Here is a 15,830-nt window from a genome sequence, read left to right on the forward strand (position 1 = left end):
CGTTTCGTGGGAGCGGGCTTGCCCCGCGATTGCGTCACATCAGGCCGCCTCGGGCTCGCAGCCCTTCAACACCAGGCGGATGATGGTCTCCGCCGCCGCGTCGTAGTCGCTGTCGGCCAGCTTGGCCTTGCCGGTCACCACGGCGATCTGCCAGTCGAAATCCGCGTAGGTCTGCGTCGCCGCCCAGATGCTGAACATCAGGTGGTGCGGATCGACGTGGGCGATCTGGCCGCGCTCGATCCAGCGCTGGATGCACTCGATGTTGTGCCGGGCCTGCTCGTTGAGCTGCTCGACCTGGCGCGGCGACAGGTGCGGCGCGCCATGCATGATCTCGCTGGCGAACACCTTGGAGGCGTGGGGCAGGTCGCGGGAGATGCGGATCTTCGAGCGGATGTACGAGCTGAGCACCTCTTTCGGATCACCGTCGGCGTTGAACGGCGTCGAGGCCTGCATGATCGGCGCGATGATGCTCTCGAGCACCTCGCGGTAGAGGTTTTCCTTCGACTTGAAGTAGTAATACACGTTCGGCTTGGGCAGGCCGGCCTTGGCCGCGATATCGCTGGTCTTGGTGGCGGCGAAGCCCTTGTCGGCGAATTCTTCACTGGCCGCGCGCAGGATCAGTTCCTTGTTGCGCTCGCGAATGGTGCTCATTGTCAGGGGTCTTCCTGTTGTCTGGCCCCCTGCAAATGGGGTCCGGCATGGTAGCACCCGCCCGGACGGGCGCTCAAGGCAGCGTCTTTGGGCTAGAATCCCGGCCATTCGAACCTACTGGAAACATTTTGACATGGCAGGAAGCAGCTTACTGGTATTGATCGACGACATCGCCACGGTGCTCGACGATGTCTCGGTGATGACCAAGGTCGCGGCGAAAAAGACTGCGGGTGTGCTGGGCGACGACCTGGCGCTCAATGCCCAGCAGGTCACCGGCGTGCGCGCCGAGCGCGAGATCCCGGTGGTGTGGGCGGTGGCCAAGGGCTCGCTGGTGAATAAGGCGATCCTGGTGCCGGCGGCCCTGTTGATCAGTGCGTTCATTCCCTGGGCGGTGATTCCGCTGCTGATGGTCGGTGGCGCCTACCTGTGCTTCGAGGGCTTCGAGAAGCTGGCGCACAAGTTCCTGCACAGCAAGGCCGAGGACGAGGCGCAGCACGAGGCGCGCAAGGCGGCGGTGGCCGACGAGCAGGTCGACCTGGTGGCCTTTGAAAAGAGCAAGATCAAGGGCGCGGTGCGCACCGATTTCATCCTCTCCGCCGAGATCATCGCCATCACCCTGGGCACCGTGGCCGACGCGCCGCTGAGCCAGCAGATCATCGTGCTGTCGGGCATCGCGCTGGTCATGACCATTGGCGTCTATGGCCTGGTGGCAGGCATCGTCAAGCTCGACGACCTGGGGCTGTGGATGACGCAAAAGGCATCCAGCCTGGCCCGGGCGGTAGGCAACGGCATCCTGCGCGCCGCACCGTACATGATGAAGAGCCTGTCGGTGATCGGCACCGCGGCGATGTTCCTGGTCGGCGGCGGCATCCTGGTGCACGGTATTGCGCCGCTGCATCACGCCATCGAGGCGTTTGCCGACGGGCGTGGCGGGGCGTTGACCGGGGCGTTGCTCAATGGTGTGGCGGGGGTGATTGCGGGAGCTGTGGTGCTGGCGGTGGTTGCTGTCGCGGGCAAGGTGTGGCGGGCGGTAAAACCGGCAAGCTGAGCCGCTTACCTGTAGGAGCGGTCTTGTGCCGCGAAAGGGCTGCGCAGCAGCCCCAGGTTCTCGGCATCATGCGAAATCGTCGGGGCCGCTTCGCGGCCCTTTCGCGGCACAAGGCCGCTCCTACAGGCTATGCACAGGCATCAGATCAGAAGTGCACTTTCACCAGGAAGCTCATGGTGTTCTGATCGGTGGTAAAGGCATCGCTGTCCTTGATGCCGTATTTGTTCTTCCAGTAGTCGTACTCGATACCCACGTACAACTGCTTCTCGCCCAGGTGCAGCGCCTTGCCCAGGTCGTACTTGACCTGCGGGTTGAAGTGCAGGTTCGCCTGATAGGTGCCGCGACGGTTCTCGTCGTTGTCGACCACCCAATCCATGAAACCGTCGATCAGGATGTCGGACGAGCCCACGGGGATGGTGTAGGACCAGACCGGGGTGATCTGCCAGACCTTGTCGCCCGGACGGCTGCCGTCGGTGGTGCGCTGGTAGAAGTTCAGCTGGAAGTAGTCGAAGCCGGGGATGGCCAGGTCGAAGCCGGGGCCGATCAGGTAGGACTCGGTGTCACCCTCGCCGAACTCGTAGGTCATCGCCAGCAGCACGTCCTTCACCGGGCCGAACTCAATCTTCTGGTCGAAGATCTTGCCGAACGACAGGCGCGGGCTGAACTCGCCGTAGTAGGTGTTGGGGCCGTTGCTGGCGTCTTTCTTGCCCTGGTAGAAGATCTTGTCGAAGAAGAAGAAGTTGTCGCCGTACTTCCACGCATCGGCGTGCTCGAAGGTCACGGTCTGCTGGATCTCGGGGTTGACCTTGAAGTTCTTGCCCCACAGGTAGGTCAGGCTGTTGTTCTGCCATTGCAGCAGGTCGCCGGCTTGGCTGGCGCCGCAGGCCAGCAGGCCACCGGCGAGGATCAGGCTATTAACGGTACGCATTGCGAGTGTCGCTCCCTTGATTGGATCTGTTGTCAGCGCTCGGGCGCTGTTCTTGTCTTTTGGGTCAGCTTTTTTCAATTGGCCACAGCTGTTTGGCAAGAGCTGCGCCAACTTTTCCACGTTGGGCACAACCATCCTGCTCGACGTCTTTCTGAACGGATGAAATGGGTATTTCACGCTGGCAACACGTTGGCCAATCGCCCGGAAACATTGACTGAGCGGTCAGCAAACGCGGGCGGGATCCTTCCCGCCCCGATCGAGGGGGCGCGCAGATTACTCACTTGCGCGCCGGGCCTCAAGTGCTCCGTCCTGGAGCACGGTGGTGCAAATTTGGGCGTTCGGTCAGTTTTTTAGAAGTGCACCTTCACCAGGGCGCTGGCCACGCTCTGGTTGCTGTCGACGTTGCCGCGGCTGTCGATGCCGTACTTGTCCTTCCAGTAGCTGTATTCGAAGCCGACATAGAGCTGCTTGGCGCCCAGGTTCAGGGCCTTGCCCAGGTCGTACTTGACCTGTGGGTTGAACTGCAGGTTGGCGTGGTAGGTGCCGCGACGGGTCTGGTCGTTGTCGACCACCCAGTCGATGTAGCCGTCGATCAGGATGTCTGACTTGCCCACCGGGATGGTGTACGACCAGGCCGGGGTGATCTGCCAGACGTTGTCGCCGGGGCGGCTGCCTTCGGTGTTGCGCAGGTAGAAGTTCAGGGTGAAGTAGTTGAAGCCGGGCACGTTCAGGTCGAAGCCGGGGCCGATCAGGTAGGCCTCGTTGTCGCCCTCGCCACGTTCGTAGGTCATGGCCAGCAGCACGTCCTTGATCGGACCGAAGGCCAGGTTGCGCTCGAAGATCTTGCCGAACGACAGGCGCGGGCTGAACTCGCCGTAGTAGGTGGTCACGCCTTTGCCGGGGTCGGCCTTGCCGTTGTAGAAGATCTTGTCGACGAACAGGAAGGTGTCGCCGTACTTCCACTTGTTGGCATGTTCGAAGGTGATGGTCTGCTGGATGTCGGGGTTGACCTTGAAGTCCTTGCCGTACAGGTAGGACAGGCTTTCGCCGTGCCATTGCAGCCATTCGCCGGCGTGGGCAGGGAGGGTGGCCAGCAGGCTGCTGCCCAGCAGGACGGACGTGGTGATGCGCTTCATGTTGTGATTCCCGGACTTATTGTTTTTGTAAGGGCTTTTTCGGCGCGCAAGCGCCCCGGGCGGCCCATTCCGGCGGGCCGACGGTCCAGCGGTACCGCGTGGTTGGAACGGGGCGGCCGGTACGGCGCCGCCCCTGGTCACTCAATGCTGGTGACAGGCATCGTTGTGCGCGGCGCGGTCGGCGCCGCCGAGGATGTTGAACAGCAGGTTCAGCACCAGGGCGCTGAGGGTGGCCATGGCGATGCCGCTGTGGGTGATGGGCTCCATCCACTGTGGCATCTGTGCGAAGAACTCAGGTCGCACCACCGGGATCAGGCCGAAACCGACGCTGACCGCGACCAGCAGCTGGTTGCGCCGGTCGGAGATGTCCGCTTCCTGGAGGATCTTGATCCCGGTGGCGGTGACCATGCCGAACATGGCGATGGACGCGCCGCCCAGTACCGCGGGTGGGATCGAGGCGATCAGGAAGGCCGCCTTGGGCAGCAGGCTGAGCATGATCAGCAGGGCGCCGGCCATTACCGTGACGTAGCGGCAGCGAACCCCGGTCATCTGCACCAGGCCGATGTTCTGGGCGAACGAGGAGTGGGTGAAGGTGTTGAAGAAACCGGCGATGAACGACGCGCCGGCGTCGCACAGCAGGCCACGTCGCAGCATGCCCGGCGTGACTTCACGATCGGTCACCTTGCCCAGGGCGAGGAACATGCCCGTGGACTCGACGAAGATGATCACCACCACCAGGCACATCGACAGGATCGGCGCCAGGCTGAAGGTCGGCATGCCGAAGTGCAGCGGGGTGACCACCTGCAGCCACGGCGCTTCGCTCAGGCCCGACAGGTCGACCATGCCGATGGAGCCGGCGAGCACATAGCCCAGGCCCATGCCCACCAGTACCGACACATTGACCCAGAAGCCGCGCATGAAGCGGTTGATCAGCAGGATCACTGCCAGCACCAGGCCGGCGACCATCAGGTAGATCGGCGCGCCGAAGGCTTCGGCGTCATGGCCGCCACCGGCCCAGTTGACCGCCACCGGGAACAGCGACAGGCCGATGGAGGTGATGACCGTGCCGGTCACCAGTGGCGGGAAGAAGCGCACGACCTTGGACATGAACGGCGCGATCAGCATGCCGAAGAATCCGGCGGCGATGGTCGCGCCGAAGATCCCCTGCAGGCCGACGCCGGGCATGCCGGCCATGGCCACCATGCTGCCGACCGCGGCGAAGCTGGCGCCCATCATGACGGGCATGCGGATGCCCACGGGGCCGATACCGAAGGATTGGATGATGGTGGCAACGCCGGCGACCAGCAGGTCGGCGTTGATCAGGAAGGCGACTTCTTCGCGGGACAGGCCCGCCGCCTGGCCGATGATCAGTGGCACCGCGATGGCGCCCCCGTACATCAGCAGAACGTGTTGCAGACCCACCAGGATCAGCTGGAACAAGGGCAGGGGCTGTCGTGGTGGCGCAACAGGGATGTACGCCTTGGGTGACTCGGACATGCAGCACCTCGAGTTTTGTTTTTATTCTCGGATCCAAGCGGGCGGCTTCACGTGGCAGGCTCCGGTGAAGGAGGCTGGGGACCCGCGTGAAGCCGAACGCTCGATGCTTGCTTGTTACGTAGAGCTTGGAAGCGAGGCCGGGAGTACCGGCCTCATCGCGGGGCAAGCCCGCTCCCACGCAGTCGTGGGGTGTATCAGTTGACCTGCGCGCCTTTGGCGATCCAGTCGCCGACCAGCTTGCGTTCTTCAACGGTCATCTGGGTGATGTTGCCCAGCGGCATGATCTGGCTGGCGACGGCTTGCGCCTGGATGCGCGCGGCCTGGGCCTGGATCTGCTGCGGGGTGTCGAACATCACGCCGCCAGGGGCGGCGCTGAACAGCGGGCTGGTCGGCTTGGCCGAGTGGCACACGGTGCAGCGTTCCTGGATGACGGTGTGGATCTTGTCGAAGCTGCCGGTGGCCGCCTGGGCCGTGGCCTGGGCAGGTTCCGCGGCCGGTGCCTGGGCAGGCTTGGCGGCCTCCTCGGCGCGCAGCTCGGCGGCGGTCTTGCCACCGACGGCCGTGGCCGGCAGCGGCTGGTACTCGACCTTGGCGGCGGCTTGTTCCGGGGCGGTCGGCAGCGGCTTGGGACCGGTCACGTAGGCCAGGCAGATCATCGCCAGGGCGCCGACGGGCAGGGTCCAGGCGTACTTGTTGCTGTCGTGGCGGGTGTTGAAGTAGTGACGGATCAGCACCGCGGCCACCGCGATCCCGGCCAGGATCAGCCAGTTGTACTGGCTGCCGTAGGTGCTCGGGAAGTGGTTGCTGATCATGATGAACAGCACCGGCAGGGTGAAGTAGTTGTTGTGGCGCGAACGCAGCAGGCCCTTGGCCGGCAGTACCGGGTCGGGGGTCTGGTTGTTCTCGATCGCCGCCACCAGCTGGCGCTGGGCCGGCATGATGATGCGGAACACGTTGCCGACCATGATGGTGCCGATGATCGCGCCGGTGTGCAGGTAGGCACCACGGCCGCTGAACACCAGGCTGAAGCCCCAGCAGGCGGCGATGATCAGTACGAACAGCACGCCGCCCAGCAGGGCCGGTTGCTTGCCCAGGGGCGAGTCGCACAGGAAGTCGTAGATGAACCAGCCGGCAACCAGCGAACCGATGCCGATGGCCACGCCTTCGGCACCGCTCAGGGTGCTGCCGGGCGCCAGCAGGTAAAGGCTTGGGTTCCAGTAGAACACCACGCACAGCAAGGCGATCCCGGACATCCAGGTGAAGTAGGCTTCCCATTTGAACCAGTGCAGGTTCTCGGGCATTTTCGGCGGCGCGAGCTTGTATTTCTCCAGGTGGTAGATACCACCGCCGTGGATGGCCCAGAGGTCACCCGACAACCCATCGCGCGGGTTGCTTCGGTTCAGGTGGTTCTCCAGCCAGACAAAGTAGAACGATGCACCGATCCAGGCGACACCGGTGATCATGTGAACCCAGCGAATGCTCAGGTTCAGCCATTCGTGAAGGTGTGCTTCCACAGTATGTACCTCTCGCCGGCCACCCTCAGGGCGGACCTTGGATGACCGACCTTTTCTTATTGGTGGGGATTGAGGATCAACATCTGTTCCTCGGGGAAGTAATGCTCATCGCAGTTGTTGCCGGAACCACTGCGATCAACCACCAGGAAGTCATCCCGCTTTTCGATCGTCAGCACCGGGTGGTGCCAGACGCCGCGATGGTAATTAACGCCCTGCCTGCCATTGCTGCGGAAGGCTCGGACCAAGCCTGATACAGGTGCATCGCCAACCGGCGCGACCACGATCAGAAAGGGGTTGCCGAGCAGCGGGATGAAAGCCTGGCTGCCCAGCGGATGGCGTTCCAGCATGCGTACGGTCAGCGGCATGTCCAGCGCGTCGGCGCGGAAGATGCTGATGATCGCCTTGTCCTCGGGCTCGGCGGTCTCGACCGTGGCGAGCTTGTGGAAGCGCATGGTCGAGCCATTGTTGATCATGAAGTGGTCGCTGCCGTCGGTTTCGATCACGTCACCGAAGGGGGCGAAGGCTTCTTTGCTCAGGGGCTCGATCATCAGGGTGCGCATGCGGGTCTCTCTTATATGTTCGTTGTACTGAAAAGTTCGGCTGTCGCTTACAGCTGCAGCAGGCGGAACAGGGCGATCAGGTTGATCTGCGCCAGGGCTTCCTTGAACTCGGCATCCTGGTCGTTGTGGATGCGCTTTTCGAAGGCGGCGAGGATCTGGTGCCGGTTGCTGCCCTTGACCGCCATGATGAACGGGAACTGGAACTTGGCCTTGTAGGCGTCGTTCAGCTCGGTGAAGCGGGCGAACTCCTCGGCGGTGCACTGGTGGATGCCGGCGCCGGCCTGTTCATTGGTGCTCGACTCGGTCAGCTCACCCTGGATGGCGGCCTTGCCGGCCAGGTCCGGGTGAGCGTTGATCAGTGCCAGTTGCTCGGCATGGCTGGCGCTGAGCAGGATGTCGCTCATACGCTGATGCAGCGCCTCGATTTCGTCCAGCTCGGCCAGCTGGCCCAGGTCGTAGGCTTTCTCGGCGACCCACGGCGAGTGCTCGTAGATGTCGGCGAAGGCGGCGACGAAGGCGGCGCGCTCGAGGGTGGAAGGCTTGAGGGTCTTGAAGGCGGTCATCAGGCGTTCTCTTTCTTGTACGGGTGGGTGGCGTGCCAGTGGCGGGCGATGTCCGCGCGACGGGCGAACCAGACCTGCTCGTGGCTCTTGGCGTAGTCGACGAAGCGCTTGAGCGCGGCCAGGCGCGCCGGGCGGCCGACCAGGCGGCAGTGCAGGCCGATCGAGAGCATCTTCGGTGCCTCGGCGCCTTCGGCGTAGAGCACGTCGAAGGCGTCCTTCAGGTACTGGAAGAACTGTTCGCCGCAGTTGAAACCCTGGACCTGGGTGAAGCGCATGTCGTTGGTGTCCAGGGTGTAGGGGATCACCAGGTGCGGCTTGTCGGTGGGGTTGTTCGGCTCCCAGTAGGGCAGGTCGTCGTCGTAGGTATCGCTGTCGTAGAGGAAGCCGCCTTCCTCCATCACCAGGCGCCGGGTGTTCGGGCCGGTGCGGCCGGTGTACCAGCCCACGGGGCGCTCGCCGGTGATCTCGGCGAGGATGCGGATGGCCTCGAGCATGTGCTCGCGCTCTTGCGCTTCATCCATGTACTGGTAGTCGATCCAGCGGTAGCCGTGGCTGCAGATCTCGTGGCCGGCTTCGGCCATGGCGCGGATCACGTCGGGGTGGCGCTGGGCGGCCATGGCCACGGCGAAGATGGTCAGCGGCACGCCGCTGTCCTTGAACAGCTTGAGCAGGCGCCAGACGCCGGCGCGGCTGCCGTATTCGTAGAGCGACTCCATGCTCATGTTGCGCACGCCCTGCAGCGGCTGGGCGGCGACCATTTCGGAAAGGAACGCTTCGGACTCCTTGTCGCCGTGCAGGATGTTGCGCTCGCCACCTTCTTCGTAGTTGAGCACGAAGGACAGCGCAATGCGGGCATTCCCCGGCCATTGCGGATGAGGTGGGTTGTTGCCGTAACCGATCAGGTCGCGTGGGTAGTCAGCGCTCACTGCAGTCTTCCTTCTTGTTCGTTAATGCGGTGGGTGGGCGGGCCGCGTCGGGATGTCGCACCACCAGATGGGCTGATTGTATACAACTTCTGAAATCTTTTGTAAGCCTGTTTTTCCGCATTTCTTCCCATTTGTCGCGTGAGAATGGCTTGCAAGAAACCTGCCCGATTGGTCAGTTAATGCTGTGGGGTGCGTGATGGCGCGTGTCTTTGCGACTGGCGGCCTGTTCTGTGGAGGTTGCGCGGGAGGGGATAAAAAATTGTGTACAATATATCCGTAAACTGTCTTAATGACGTCATTCCCGCACGCCGCAGGCCCCGTGCCCGGTGATTGCCGTGTATTTTTTGCCCACGCATACGACAAGAGGCGACAAGCAAATGGGACGTTTGACCACACACGTACTGGACGCCGCGCATGGCTGCCCGGGCAGCTCGATCAAGGTCGAGCTGTACCGCGTCGAAGGCCAGCAGCTGGAGCTGGTGAACACCGCCCTGACCAACAGCGATGGCCGCGTCGACGCGCCGTTGCTGCAGGGCGACGACTACCGCACCGGCGTCTATCAACTGCAGTTCAGCGCCGGTGACTACTACCGCGCCAAGGGCGTGAAGCTGCCGGACACCGCGTTCCTCGACGTGGTCGTGCTGCGCTTTGGTATCGACGAGCAGCAGGAGCACTACCACGTGCCGCTGCTGATCTCGCCGTACAGCTATTCGACCTATCGTGGAAGCTAGTTGGTCGCTAGAAGAATCTTCGTAGGTCCTTGGCCCGCTCTCACACTGGCGGGCTTTTTTTCGCCTCCGATAAAGTGCGGGGTTGGCATTTGCCTCTTAGCCGAATACCAGGGCGTCCGGATTCCGTGGAATATTCAGGGGCGGCAGACTGTTGCCATTGCTGAGGTAGTAGGCATCAAGGGCAAGAGCCTCGTACCAGAAGAGACGGCCAGTCCTCAGGTGTTCGCTCTCGTTTTCCGTCAATGGGAAAAAGGCCAGTTTCATTTTTTCCGTTTCACCCTGGGGCCAGCGCCATGCCGCGGAATGGCCATTGTAGCGATCGTCCCAGAATATGCCGGCCGAGGTGGCGAACTGGCCAATACGGGCCTTGAAGTTTTTCGTTTGCCCGATGTATTTGATATGGCTGTTGGCAGGGTGTGGGACATCGCAGACATCGCCCCACGCGATACAGTACACGCCCGATTGGTCGATAACGCTCGCAAGCAGTGGATCAACTTGTAGCGAGCGCCCGCCCGGCCCCGGCCAGAAACAGGCGAGAATATCGGACCAGGCGAACCAGCGTTGAAGGTGGGGGGTGAGGTCAAAAGCGGGTGGTGTCATGACGGGCTGTCCTTGCACGATAGATGAGTGCTGATCCTGCAAGGAAGCGTGATGGTGAGCAAGCGGGAGCTGGACCGGCAAGACAATTGGCCCGGCTTGCGCTGGCAGCCCTCATGGGACGTGTGGTCTCCCATGAGGGGTGATGACCTTCCGGTGGGTTGGTCGCGTCAGAGGAACACAAACTTGGCAATGAAGATCAGGCACAGCACCCAAAGGCTCGCCGAGATCTCCTTGTACTTGCCGGTCCCGGCCTTCAGCGCCACATAGCTGATGAAGCCCAGGGCAATGCCGTCCGCCACCGAGAAGGTCAGCGGCATCATGATCACCGTGACGATCGCCGGAATGCTGTCGGTGGCTTCGTCCCACTCGATATGCGCCATGCTGCCCATCATCAGCATCGCCACGTAGATCAACGCGCCGGCGGTTGCATAGGCCGGAATCATCCCGGCCAGCGGGGCGAAGAACATCGCGGCAACGAACAGCAGGCCCACCACCACGGCCGTCAGGCCGGTACGCCCACCCGCCGCCACGCCCGCGGCACTTTCCACGTAGCTGGTCACCGGCGGCACGCCGACCACCGCGCCGAACACGCTGGAGGTACTGTCGGCCTTCAGTGCCCGCGACAGGTTCTCGATGCGCCCGTCCGGCGCCACCAGGTTGGCACGCTGGGCCACGCCCATCAGCGTGCCGGCGGTGTCGAACATGTGCACGAACAGGAACGCCAGCACCACGCTGATCATGCTGACGTTGAACACCCCGGCCACGTCCATGGCCATCCAGGTCGGCGCCAGGCTCGGCGGCATCGACATCACCCCGCCGAACTTGACCAGGCCCAGGCCCCAGCCGGCCAGGGTGACGCCGATGATGCTGATCAGGATCGCACCGAACACCCGTTTGTAGCTGAGGATGGCGATCAACAGGAAGCACACGGCCGCCAGCAGCGGGCCGGGCTCATGCAGCGAGCCCAGCTTGACCAGGGTGGCCGGGCTGTCGACGATGATGCCGGCGGTCTTCAGGCCGATCAGCCCGAGGAACAATCCGACGCCGGCCCCCATGGCATGGCGCAGGCTTACCGGGATGCTGTTGAGCAGCCACTCGCGCACCCGCGAAACCGTCAGGAACATGAACAGCACGCCCGAGACGAATACCGCTCCCAGCGCCGTTTCCCAGTTGTAACCCATGGTGCCGACCACGGTGTAGGTGAAGAAGGCGTTGAGGCCCATGCCCGGCGCCAGGCCCACCGGCCAGTTGGCGTACAGGCCCATCAGCAGGCAGCCGAGGGCGGCGGCGATGCAGGTGGCGACGAATGCCGCACCGTGGTCGATGCCGGCGTCGGCCATGATGTTGGGGTTGACGAAGATGATGTAGGCCATGGTGATGAAGGTGGTCACCCCGGCGATCAGTTCGGTCCTGACGGTAGTGCCGTGTCGCTTGAGTTTGAAAATCCGCTCCAGCCAGCCCGATTCGAGCGGTGGGGCGAGATCCAGCGTAGGTGCTTCGGATTTGCGGCTTTCCACAGCGAGTACTCCTCAAGTCTTTCTTGTTGTTCGAAGCCTGGTCCTGAGCCGATGCACTTGGGGGCTTCGCGAGGGAGGGTGTGGCAGACGTCCGACCATTTTGTTGACTTCTGGGTCAGGAAGTTGCTCGCAGGATTATGCTTTTGTGTACAAATAAAGCAAATAATGTTTTATCTTTTGTGCGTACAAACGGTCGTACAACGGCTATATAGGTAAAAGGCCACCTGCAGAAACGGGTCAGCCTGTGTACAATGGCGCCATACCTTGGCCCTTCATCTTCATTTCCGGACTTGCCATCCCCCCGTCGACGGGCATTACAGTCACGGTTCGACTGGCAGATCCCTTGTGCTCGAGCGCCCATGAACGAACAGCTGCAACCTCTGAAAAAACCTGTGCGCACTGGCAAGGCCGGTCGCAGCGGTACCCAGGACGACATCGTCTACGCGCACATCTTCGAGGCGATCCTCGAGCAGCGCCTGGCCCCGGGCACCAAGTTGAGCGAGGAAGCACTGGGCGAGATCTTTGGCGTCAGCCGCACCATCATCCGCCGCGCGCTGTCGCGCCTGGCCCATGAAAGCGTGGTGCTGCTGCGGCCGAACCGCGGCGCGGTGGTGGCCAGCCCGACGGTGGAAGAGGCGCGCCAGGTGTTCTTCTCGCGGCGCATGGTCGAGCGCGCCATCACCGAACTGGCCGTGCAGCACGCCACCGTCGAGCAGCTCAACGAACTGCGCCAGATGGTCCGCGAGGAGCGCGACAGCTTCTCCCGCGGTGATCGCGGCGCCGGTATCCGCCTGTCCGGCGAGTTCCACCTCAAGCTGGCCGAGGCTGCGGGCAACGCGCCACTGGTGAGCTTCCAGCGCAGCCTGGTGTCGCAGACCTCGCTGATCATCGCCCAGTACGAGAGCGGCAACCGCTCGCACTGCTCGTACGACGAGCACATGCAACTGATCGACGCCATCGAGGCCCGTGACGCCGAGCAAGCGGTGAGCCTGATGATGCACCACATGGACCATATCGACAGCAAGCTCAACCTCGACGAGGAGAGCGCCTCGGACGATCTGCACGCGGTGTTCTCGCACCTGCTGAAAAAGCCCAAGGCCAGCGCCAAGGGTTGATCGTTTGCCTGTATGAACCAGGGGCCGCTTTGCGGCCCCTGGTCGTTTCTGGCCACTGGCCAAAGCTCTGCTAGATTTCTCTTCAGCAAACCTTCATCGAGCAGTTGGGCTTGCGCAGTCGTTGCGTCCAATTACTTGAGGAATGCTCCATGAGTTCGTCCCTGGGTGTGCGCATGGGTGCCGAGTTGGTCGGCACGTTCTGGTTGGTCCTTGGCGGGTGCGGCAGCGCGGTGCTGGCCGCAAGCTCCCCGGTCGGCATCGGTGTCCTCGGTGTCGCCTTCGCCTTCGGCCTGACGGTCCTGACCATGGCCTTCGCCATCGGTCATATCTCCGGTTGTCACCTCAACCCCGCCGTGTCGTTCGGCCTGGTGGTGGGCGGGCGCTTCCCGGTCAAAGAGTTGCTGCCCTATGTGATCGCCCAGGTGATCGGCGCGATCCTCGCCGCGGCGGTGATCTACTTCATCGCCAGCGGCAAGGCCGGTTTCGAGCTGGCCAACGGCTTGGCCTCCAACGGCTACGGCGAGCACTCGCCCGGTGGCTACAGCTTGGCGGCAGGCTTTACCAGCGAAGTGGTGATGACCGCGATGTTCCTGGTGATCATCATGGGCGCCACGGATGCCCGGGCGCCGGCGGGGTTCGCGCCGATCGCCATCGGCCTGGCGCTGACCCTGATCCACCTGATCTCGATCCCGGTGACCAACACCTCGGTGAACCCGGCGCGCAGCACGGGGCCGGCGTTGTTCGTCGGTGGCTGGGCCGTGCAGCAGCTATGGCTGTTCTGGGTGGCACCGCTGATCGGCGCGGCGATCGGCGGTGCGCTCTATCGAGGCCTGGCTAAACAGCCTTAGCGCTGGTGCACGCAACGCCCGGCGGCGTAGGTTTCACGCACGGTACGGTCGTCGCCCAGGGTGGTGAGCACGAACAGGGTCTCCTCGATGTTCTTCGACTGCTGCAGGCGGTAGTCCAGCAGCGGCGTGGCCTTGTAGTCGAGCACCACGAAGTCGGCGTCATTGCCCGGGCGCAGGCTGCCGATGCGATCGTCCAGGCGCAGGGCGCGGGCGCCGCCGAGGGTGGCCAGGTACAGCGACTTGTAAGGGTGCAGGCGCGCGCCTTGCAGTTGCATCACCTTGTACGCCTCGTTCAGGGTGTTGAGCAGCGAGAAGCTGGTGCCGGCGCCGACGTCGGTGCCCAGGCCCACGTTGACCTTGAAGCGCTCGGCCTGGGGCAGGTTGAACAGGCCGCTGCCGAGGAACAGGTTGGAGGTCGGGCAGAAGGCGATGGCCGAGCCGGTCTCGGCCAGGCGCTGGCACTCGTCGTCGCACAGGTGCACGCCGTGGGCGAACACCGAGCGCTCGCCGAGCAGCTCGAAGTGGTCGTAGACGTCCAGGTAGCCTTTCTGCTCGGGGAACAGCGACTTGACCCAGTCGATTTCCTTGAGGTTCTCAGACAGGTGGGTGTGCATGTACACGCCCGGGTGCTCCTTGAGCAACTGGCCGGCCACGCTCAATTGCTCCGGCGTGCTGGTCGGCGCGAAGCGCGGGGTGACCGCGTAGTGCAGGCGGCCCTTGCCGTGCCAGCGTTCGATCAGCGCCTTGCTGTCGCGGTAGCTGGATTCGGCGGTGTCGGTCAGGTAGTCGGGGGCGTTGCGGTCCATCATCACCTTGCCGGCGATCATGCGCAGGTCAAGGCGCTCGGCCTCCTCGAACAGGGCGTTGACCGACTCCGGGTGCACGCTGCCGAACACCAGGGCGGTGGTGGTGCCGTTGCGCAGCAGCTCCTTGAGGAAGATCTTCGCCACCTGGTCGGCATGGGCCTTGTCGGCGAACTGTTTCTCGCAGGGGAAGGTATAGGTGTTCAGCCAGTCCAGCAGTTGCTCGCCGTAGGAACCGATCATGCCGGTCTGCGGGAAGTGGATGTGGGTGTCGATGAAGCCCGGGGTGATCAGGGCGTCCGGGTAATGTTGCACCGGGATGCCGGCGTCGAGGGTCGGCAGCAGCTCACTGGCATGGCCCAGGGCGCTGATGCGGCCGTTGTCGACCACCAGCAGGCCGTCTTCATAGTATTCGCAGGACGCCTCCAGGCCGACCTCGGCGGGGTCGGCGATGCTGTGCAGGATGGCGGCTCGGTAGGCTTTGCGGGTTGCGCTCATGGGGCTCTCGTCAAAGGGTCTGGCTGCGTCGCGAGGACGGCAGCAACTGGGCGATGGGGCCTGAGTTGGCGGCAGCGTCGTGCTGGCCGAAGCAGGCGTTGTAGGTGGCAATGATCTCGGCGGCGATGGACACGGCGATCTCGATCGGCAGCTTGCCCTTGACCTCGGCCAGGCCCATCGGGCAGCGCATCCGCGCCATCAGCGCGTCGTCGAAACCGCGCTCGCGCAGGCGGTGCTCGAACTTGACCCGCTTGGTCTTCGAGCCGATCAGGCCGAACCAGGTGAAATCGTTGCGCTTGAGGATCGCGGCGGTCAGCTCCAGGTCCAGCTGGTGGTTGTGGGTCATGACGATGCAGTAGCTGCCGGCGGGCAGGTCGGCGACTTCGTCGACCGGCTCTTCGCTGACGATCCGGCTCACCCCGTTGGGGATGACATCGGGGAACTCCTGCTCGCGCGAGTCGATCCAGCGCACCCGGCAGGGCAGCGCGGCGAGCAAGGGTACCAGAGCGCGGCCGACATGGCCCGCGCCGAACACGGCGATCTCGGCCTGCACGCCGGTCATCGGCTCGAACAGCAGCACGGTGGCGCCACCGCAGCACTGGCCGAGGCTGGCGCCGAGGCTGAAGCGCTCCAGATGCGGGGTGCTGCGGTGTTCCTCGAGCATCTGCCGGGCGATGTGCAGGGCCTTGAACTCCAGGTGACCGCCGCCGATGGTGTCGTACAGCGCGCTGGCGCTGACCACCATTTTCGAGCCGGCATTGCGCGGCGTGGAGCCGCGTTCCTCGATGATGGTCACCAGGACGCAGGGTTCGCCGCGGGCTTGATGGTCGGCGAGGGCGTTGATCCATTGGTGCATGTCTTCAATCCTCCTCTGTCCCCAGTGTAGGAGCGGCCT

Annotated in this window: 16 protein-coding genes; 4 read left to right on the forward strand and 12 right to left on the reverse strand. The window is 63.6% G+C overall.

What is annotated here, in order from left to right:
* Positions 1 to 39: 39 nt before the first annotated feature.
* Complete coding sequence (locus tag HU735_RS23015; protein WP_102684647.1) at positions 40 to 651, reverse strand: TetR/AcrR family transcriptional regulator; 612 nt, start codon at positions 649 to 651, stop codon at positions 40 to 42.
* Positions 652 to 784: 133 nt separating this feature from the next.
* On the opposite strand from HU735_RS23015, the gene HU735_RS23020 reads away from it, so the two are divergent.
* Entirely contained in the window at positions 785 to 1,699 is a 915-nt protein-coding gene (locus HU735_RS23020) for a DUF808 domain-containing protein (RefSeq protein WP_186715582.1), read from the forward strand.
* 145 nt (positions 1,700 to 1,844) lie between these two features.
* Here HU735_RS23020 and HU735_RS23025 read toward each other — a convergent pair whose 3' ends face one another.
* From HU735_RS23025 to puuE, 7 genes are all read right to left on the reverse strand, one after another.
* Positions 1,845 to 2,627 carry an outer membrane protein OmpK gene (locus HU735_RS23025; RefSeq protein ID WP_186715583.1) on the reverse strand — a complete coding sequence of 261 codons (783 nt, stop codon included), beginning with the start codon at positions 2,625 to 2,627 and terminating at the stop codon, positions 1,845 to 1,847.
* Between the two features lie 350 nt (positions 2,628 to 2,977).
* Entirely contained in the window at positions 2,978 to 3,763 is a 786-nt protein-coding gene (locus HU735_RS23030; RefSeq protein WP_186715585.1) for an outer membrane protein OmpK, read from the reverse strand.
* Between the two features lie 141 nt (positions 3,764 to 3,904).
* The gene (locus HU735_RS23035; protein ID WP_186715587.1) at positions 3,905 to 5,260 is read right to left on the reverse strand and encodes a nucleobase:cation symporter-2 family protein; all 1,356 of its coding nucleotides are present in this window, start codon (positions 5,258 to 5,260) and stop codon (positions 3,905 to 3,907) included.
* Between the two features lie 194 nt (positions 5,261 to 5,454).
* Positions 5,455 to 6,774, reverse strand: a complete 1,320-nt coding sequence (locus tag HU735_RS23040; protein ID WP_186715589.1) for a urate hydroxylase PuuD — start codon at positions 6,772 to 6,774, stop codon at positions 5,455 to 5,457.
* Between the two features lie 56 nt (positions 6,775 to 6,830).
* Positions 6,831 to 7,334, reverse strand: coding sequence for an ureidoglycolate lyase (locus HU735_RS23045; RefSeq protein WP_050706598.1), 504 nt, complete (start codon positions 7,332 to 7,334; stop codon positions 6,831 to 6,833).
* 47 nt (positions 7,335 to 7,381) lie between these two features.
* Complete coding sequence (gene uraD, locus HU735_RS23050; RefSeq protein WP_028692845.1) at positions 7,382 to 7,897, reverse strand: 2-oxo-4-hydroxy-4-carboxy-5-ureidoimidazoline decarboxylase; 516 nt, start codon at positions 7,895 to 7,897, stop codon at positions 7,382 to 7,384.
* Positions 7,897 to 8,823: an allantoinase PuuE gene (gene puuE, locus HU735_RS23055; protein ID WP_186715591.1), complete on the reverse strand. Its 927-nt coding sequence runs from the start codon at positions 8,821 to 8,823 to the stop codon at positions 7,897 to 7,899. Before puuE ends, uraD begins: the two co-directional genes overlap by 1 nt.
* A gap of 377 nt (positions 8,824 to 9,200) precedes the next feature.
* Here puuE and uraH point away from each other — a divergent pair, with 377 nt between their 5' ends.
* A complete protein-coding gene (gene uraH / locus HU735_RS23060) occupies positions 9,201 to 9,554 on the forward strand; it encodes a hydroxyisourate hydrolase (RefSeq protein ID WP_028692847.1) in 354 nt (117 codons plus the stop codon).
* A 96-nt stretch (positions 9,555 to 9,650) separates the two neighbouring features.
* Here uraH and HU735_RS23065 read toward each other — a convergent pair whose 3' ends face one another.
* Entirely contained in the window at positions 9,651 to 10,154 is a 504-nt protein-coding gene (locus HU735_RS23065; RefSeq protein WP_186715593.1) for a hypothetical protein, read from the reverse strand.
* A gap of 167 nt (positions 10,155 to 10,321) precedes the next feature.
* A complete protein-coding gene (locus HU735_RS23070) occupies positions 10,322 to 11,671 on the reverse strand; it encodes an NCS2 family permease (RefSeq protein ID WP_186715595.1) in 1,350 nt (449 codons plus the stop codon).
* 359 nt (positions 11,672 to 12,030) lie between these two features.
* Between HU735_RS23070 and HU735_RS23075 the strand changes: the two genes are divergently transcribed.
* Both HU735_RS23075 and aqpZ read left to right on the forward strand, forming a co-directional pair.
* Positions 12,031 to 12,786, forward strand: a complete 756-nt coding sequence (locus HU735_RS23075; RefSeq protein ID WP_186715598.1) for a GntR family transcriptional regulator — start codon at positions 12,031 to 12,033, stop codon at positions 12,784 to 12,786.
* Positions 12,787 to 12,935: 149 nt separating this feature from the next.
* On the forward strand, positions 12,936 to 13,634 hold the full coding sequence (aqpZ, locus tag HU735_RS23080; protein ID WP_186715600.1) for an aquaporin Z: 699 nt from the start codon (positions 12,936 to 12,938) through the stop codon (positions 13,632 to 13,634).
* On the opposite strand, the gene guaD is transcribed toward aqpZ, so the two are convergent.
* The gene (gene guaD / locus HU735_RS23085; RefSeq protein WP_186715602.1) at positions 13,631 to 14,935 is read right to left on the reverse strand and encodes a guanine deaminase; all 1,305 of its coding nucleotides are present in this window, start codon (positions 14,933 to 14,935) and stop codon (positions 13,631 to 13,633) included. The genes aqpZ and guaD overlap by 4 nt on opposite strands.
* 10 nt (positions 14,936 to 14,945) lie before the next feature.
* Positions 14,946 to 15,791: a xanthine dehydrogenase accessory protein XdhC gene (gene xdhC / locus HU735_RS23090; RefSeq protein ID WP_050706593.1), complete on the reverse strand. Its 846-nt coding sequence runs from the start codon at positions 15,789 to 15,791 to the stop codon at positions 14,946 to 14,948.
* Between the last annotated feature and the right edge of the window lie 39 nt (positions 15,792 to 15,830).

The organism is Pseudomonas sp. BW16M2 (assembly GCF_014268865.1).
GTDB lineage: Bacteria > Pseudomonadota > Gammaproteobacteria > Pseudomonadales > Pseudomonadaceae > Aquipseudomonas > Aquipseudomonas peradeniyensis.

Excerpts from the sequence above, each read along its gene's own strand:
- uraD (WP_028692845.1), bottom strand. The coding sequence starts at position 7,897 with ATGACCGCCTTCAAGACCCTCAAGCCTTCCACCCTCGAGCGCGCCGCC.
- HU735_RS23035 (WP_186715587.1), bottom strand. The coding sequence starts at position 5,260 with ATGTCCGAGTCACCCAAGGCGTACATCCCTGTTGCGCCACCACGACAG.
- HU735_RS23025 (WP_186715583.1), bottom strand. The coding sequence starts at position 2,627 with ATGCGTACCGTTAATAGCCTGATCCTCGCCGGTGGCCTGCTGGCCTGC.
- HU735_RS23065 (WP_186715593.1), bottom strand. The coding sequence starts at position 10,154 with ATGACACCACCCGCTTTTGACCTCACCCCCCACCTTCAACGCTGGTTC.
- xdhC (WP_050706593.1), bottom strand. The coding sequence starts at position 15,791 with ATGCACCAATGGATCAACGCCCTCGCCGACCATCAAGCCCGCGGCGAA.
- HU735_RS23045 (WP_050706598.1), bottom strand. The coding sequence starts at position 7,334 with ATGCGCACCCTGATGATCGAGCCCCTGAGCAAAGAAGCCTTCGCCCCC.
- HU735_RS23020 (WP_186715582.1), top strand. The coding sequence starts at position 785 with ATGGCAGGAAGCAGCTTACTGGTATTGATCGACGACATCGCCACGGTG.
- HU735_RS23030 (WP_186715585.1), bottom strand. The coding sequence starts at position 3,763 with ATGAAGCGCATCACCACGTCCGTCCTGCTGGGCAGCAGCCTGCTGGCC.
- aqpZ (WP_186715600.1), top strand. The coding sequence starts at position 12,936 with ATGAGTTCGTCCCTGGGTGTGCGCATGGGTGCCGAGTTGGTCGGCACG.
- guaD (WP_186715602.1), bottom strand. The coding sequence starts at position 14,935 with ATGAGCGCAACCCGCAAAGCCTACCGAGCCGCCATCCTGCACAGCATC.
- uraH (WP_028692847.1), top strand. The coding sequence starts at position 9,201 with ATGGGACGTTTGACCACACACGTACTGGACGCCGCGCATGGCTGCCCG.
- HU735_RS23075 (WP_186715598.1), top strand. The coding sequence starts at position 12,031 with ATGAACGAACAGCTGCAACCTCTGAAAAAACCTGTGCGCACTGGCAAG.
- HU735_RS23015 (WP_102684647.1), bottom strand. The coding sequence starts at position 651 with ATGAGCACCATTCGCGAGCGCAACAAGGAACTGATCCTGCGCGCGGCC.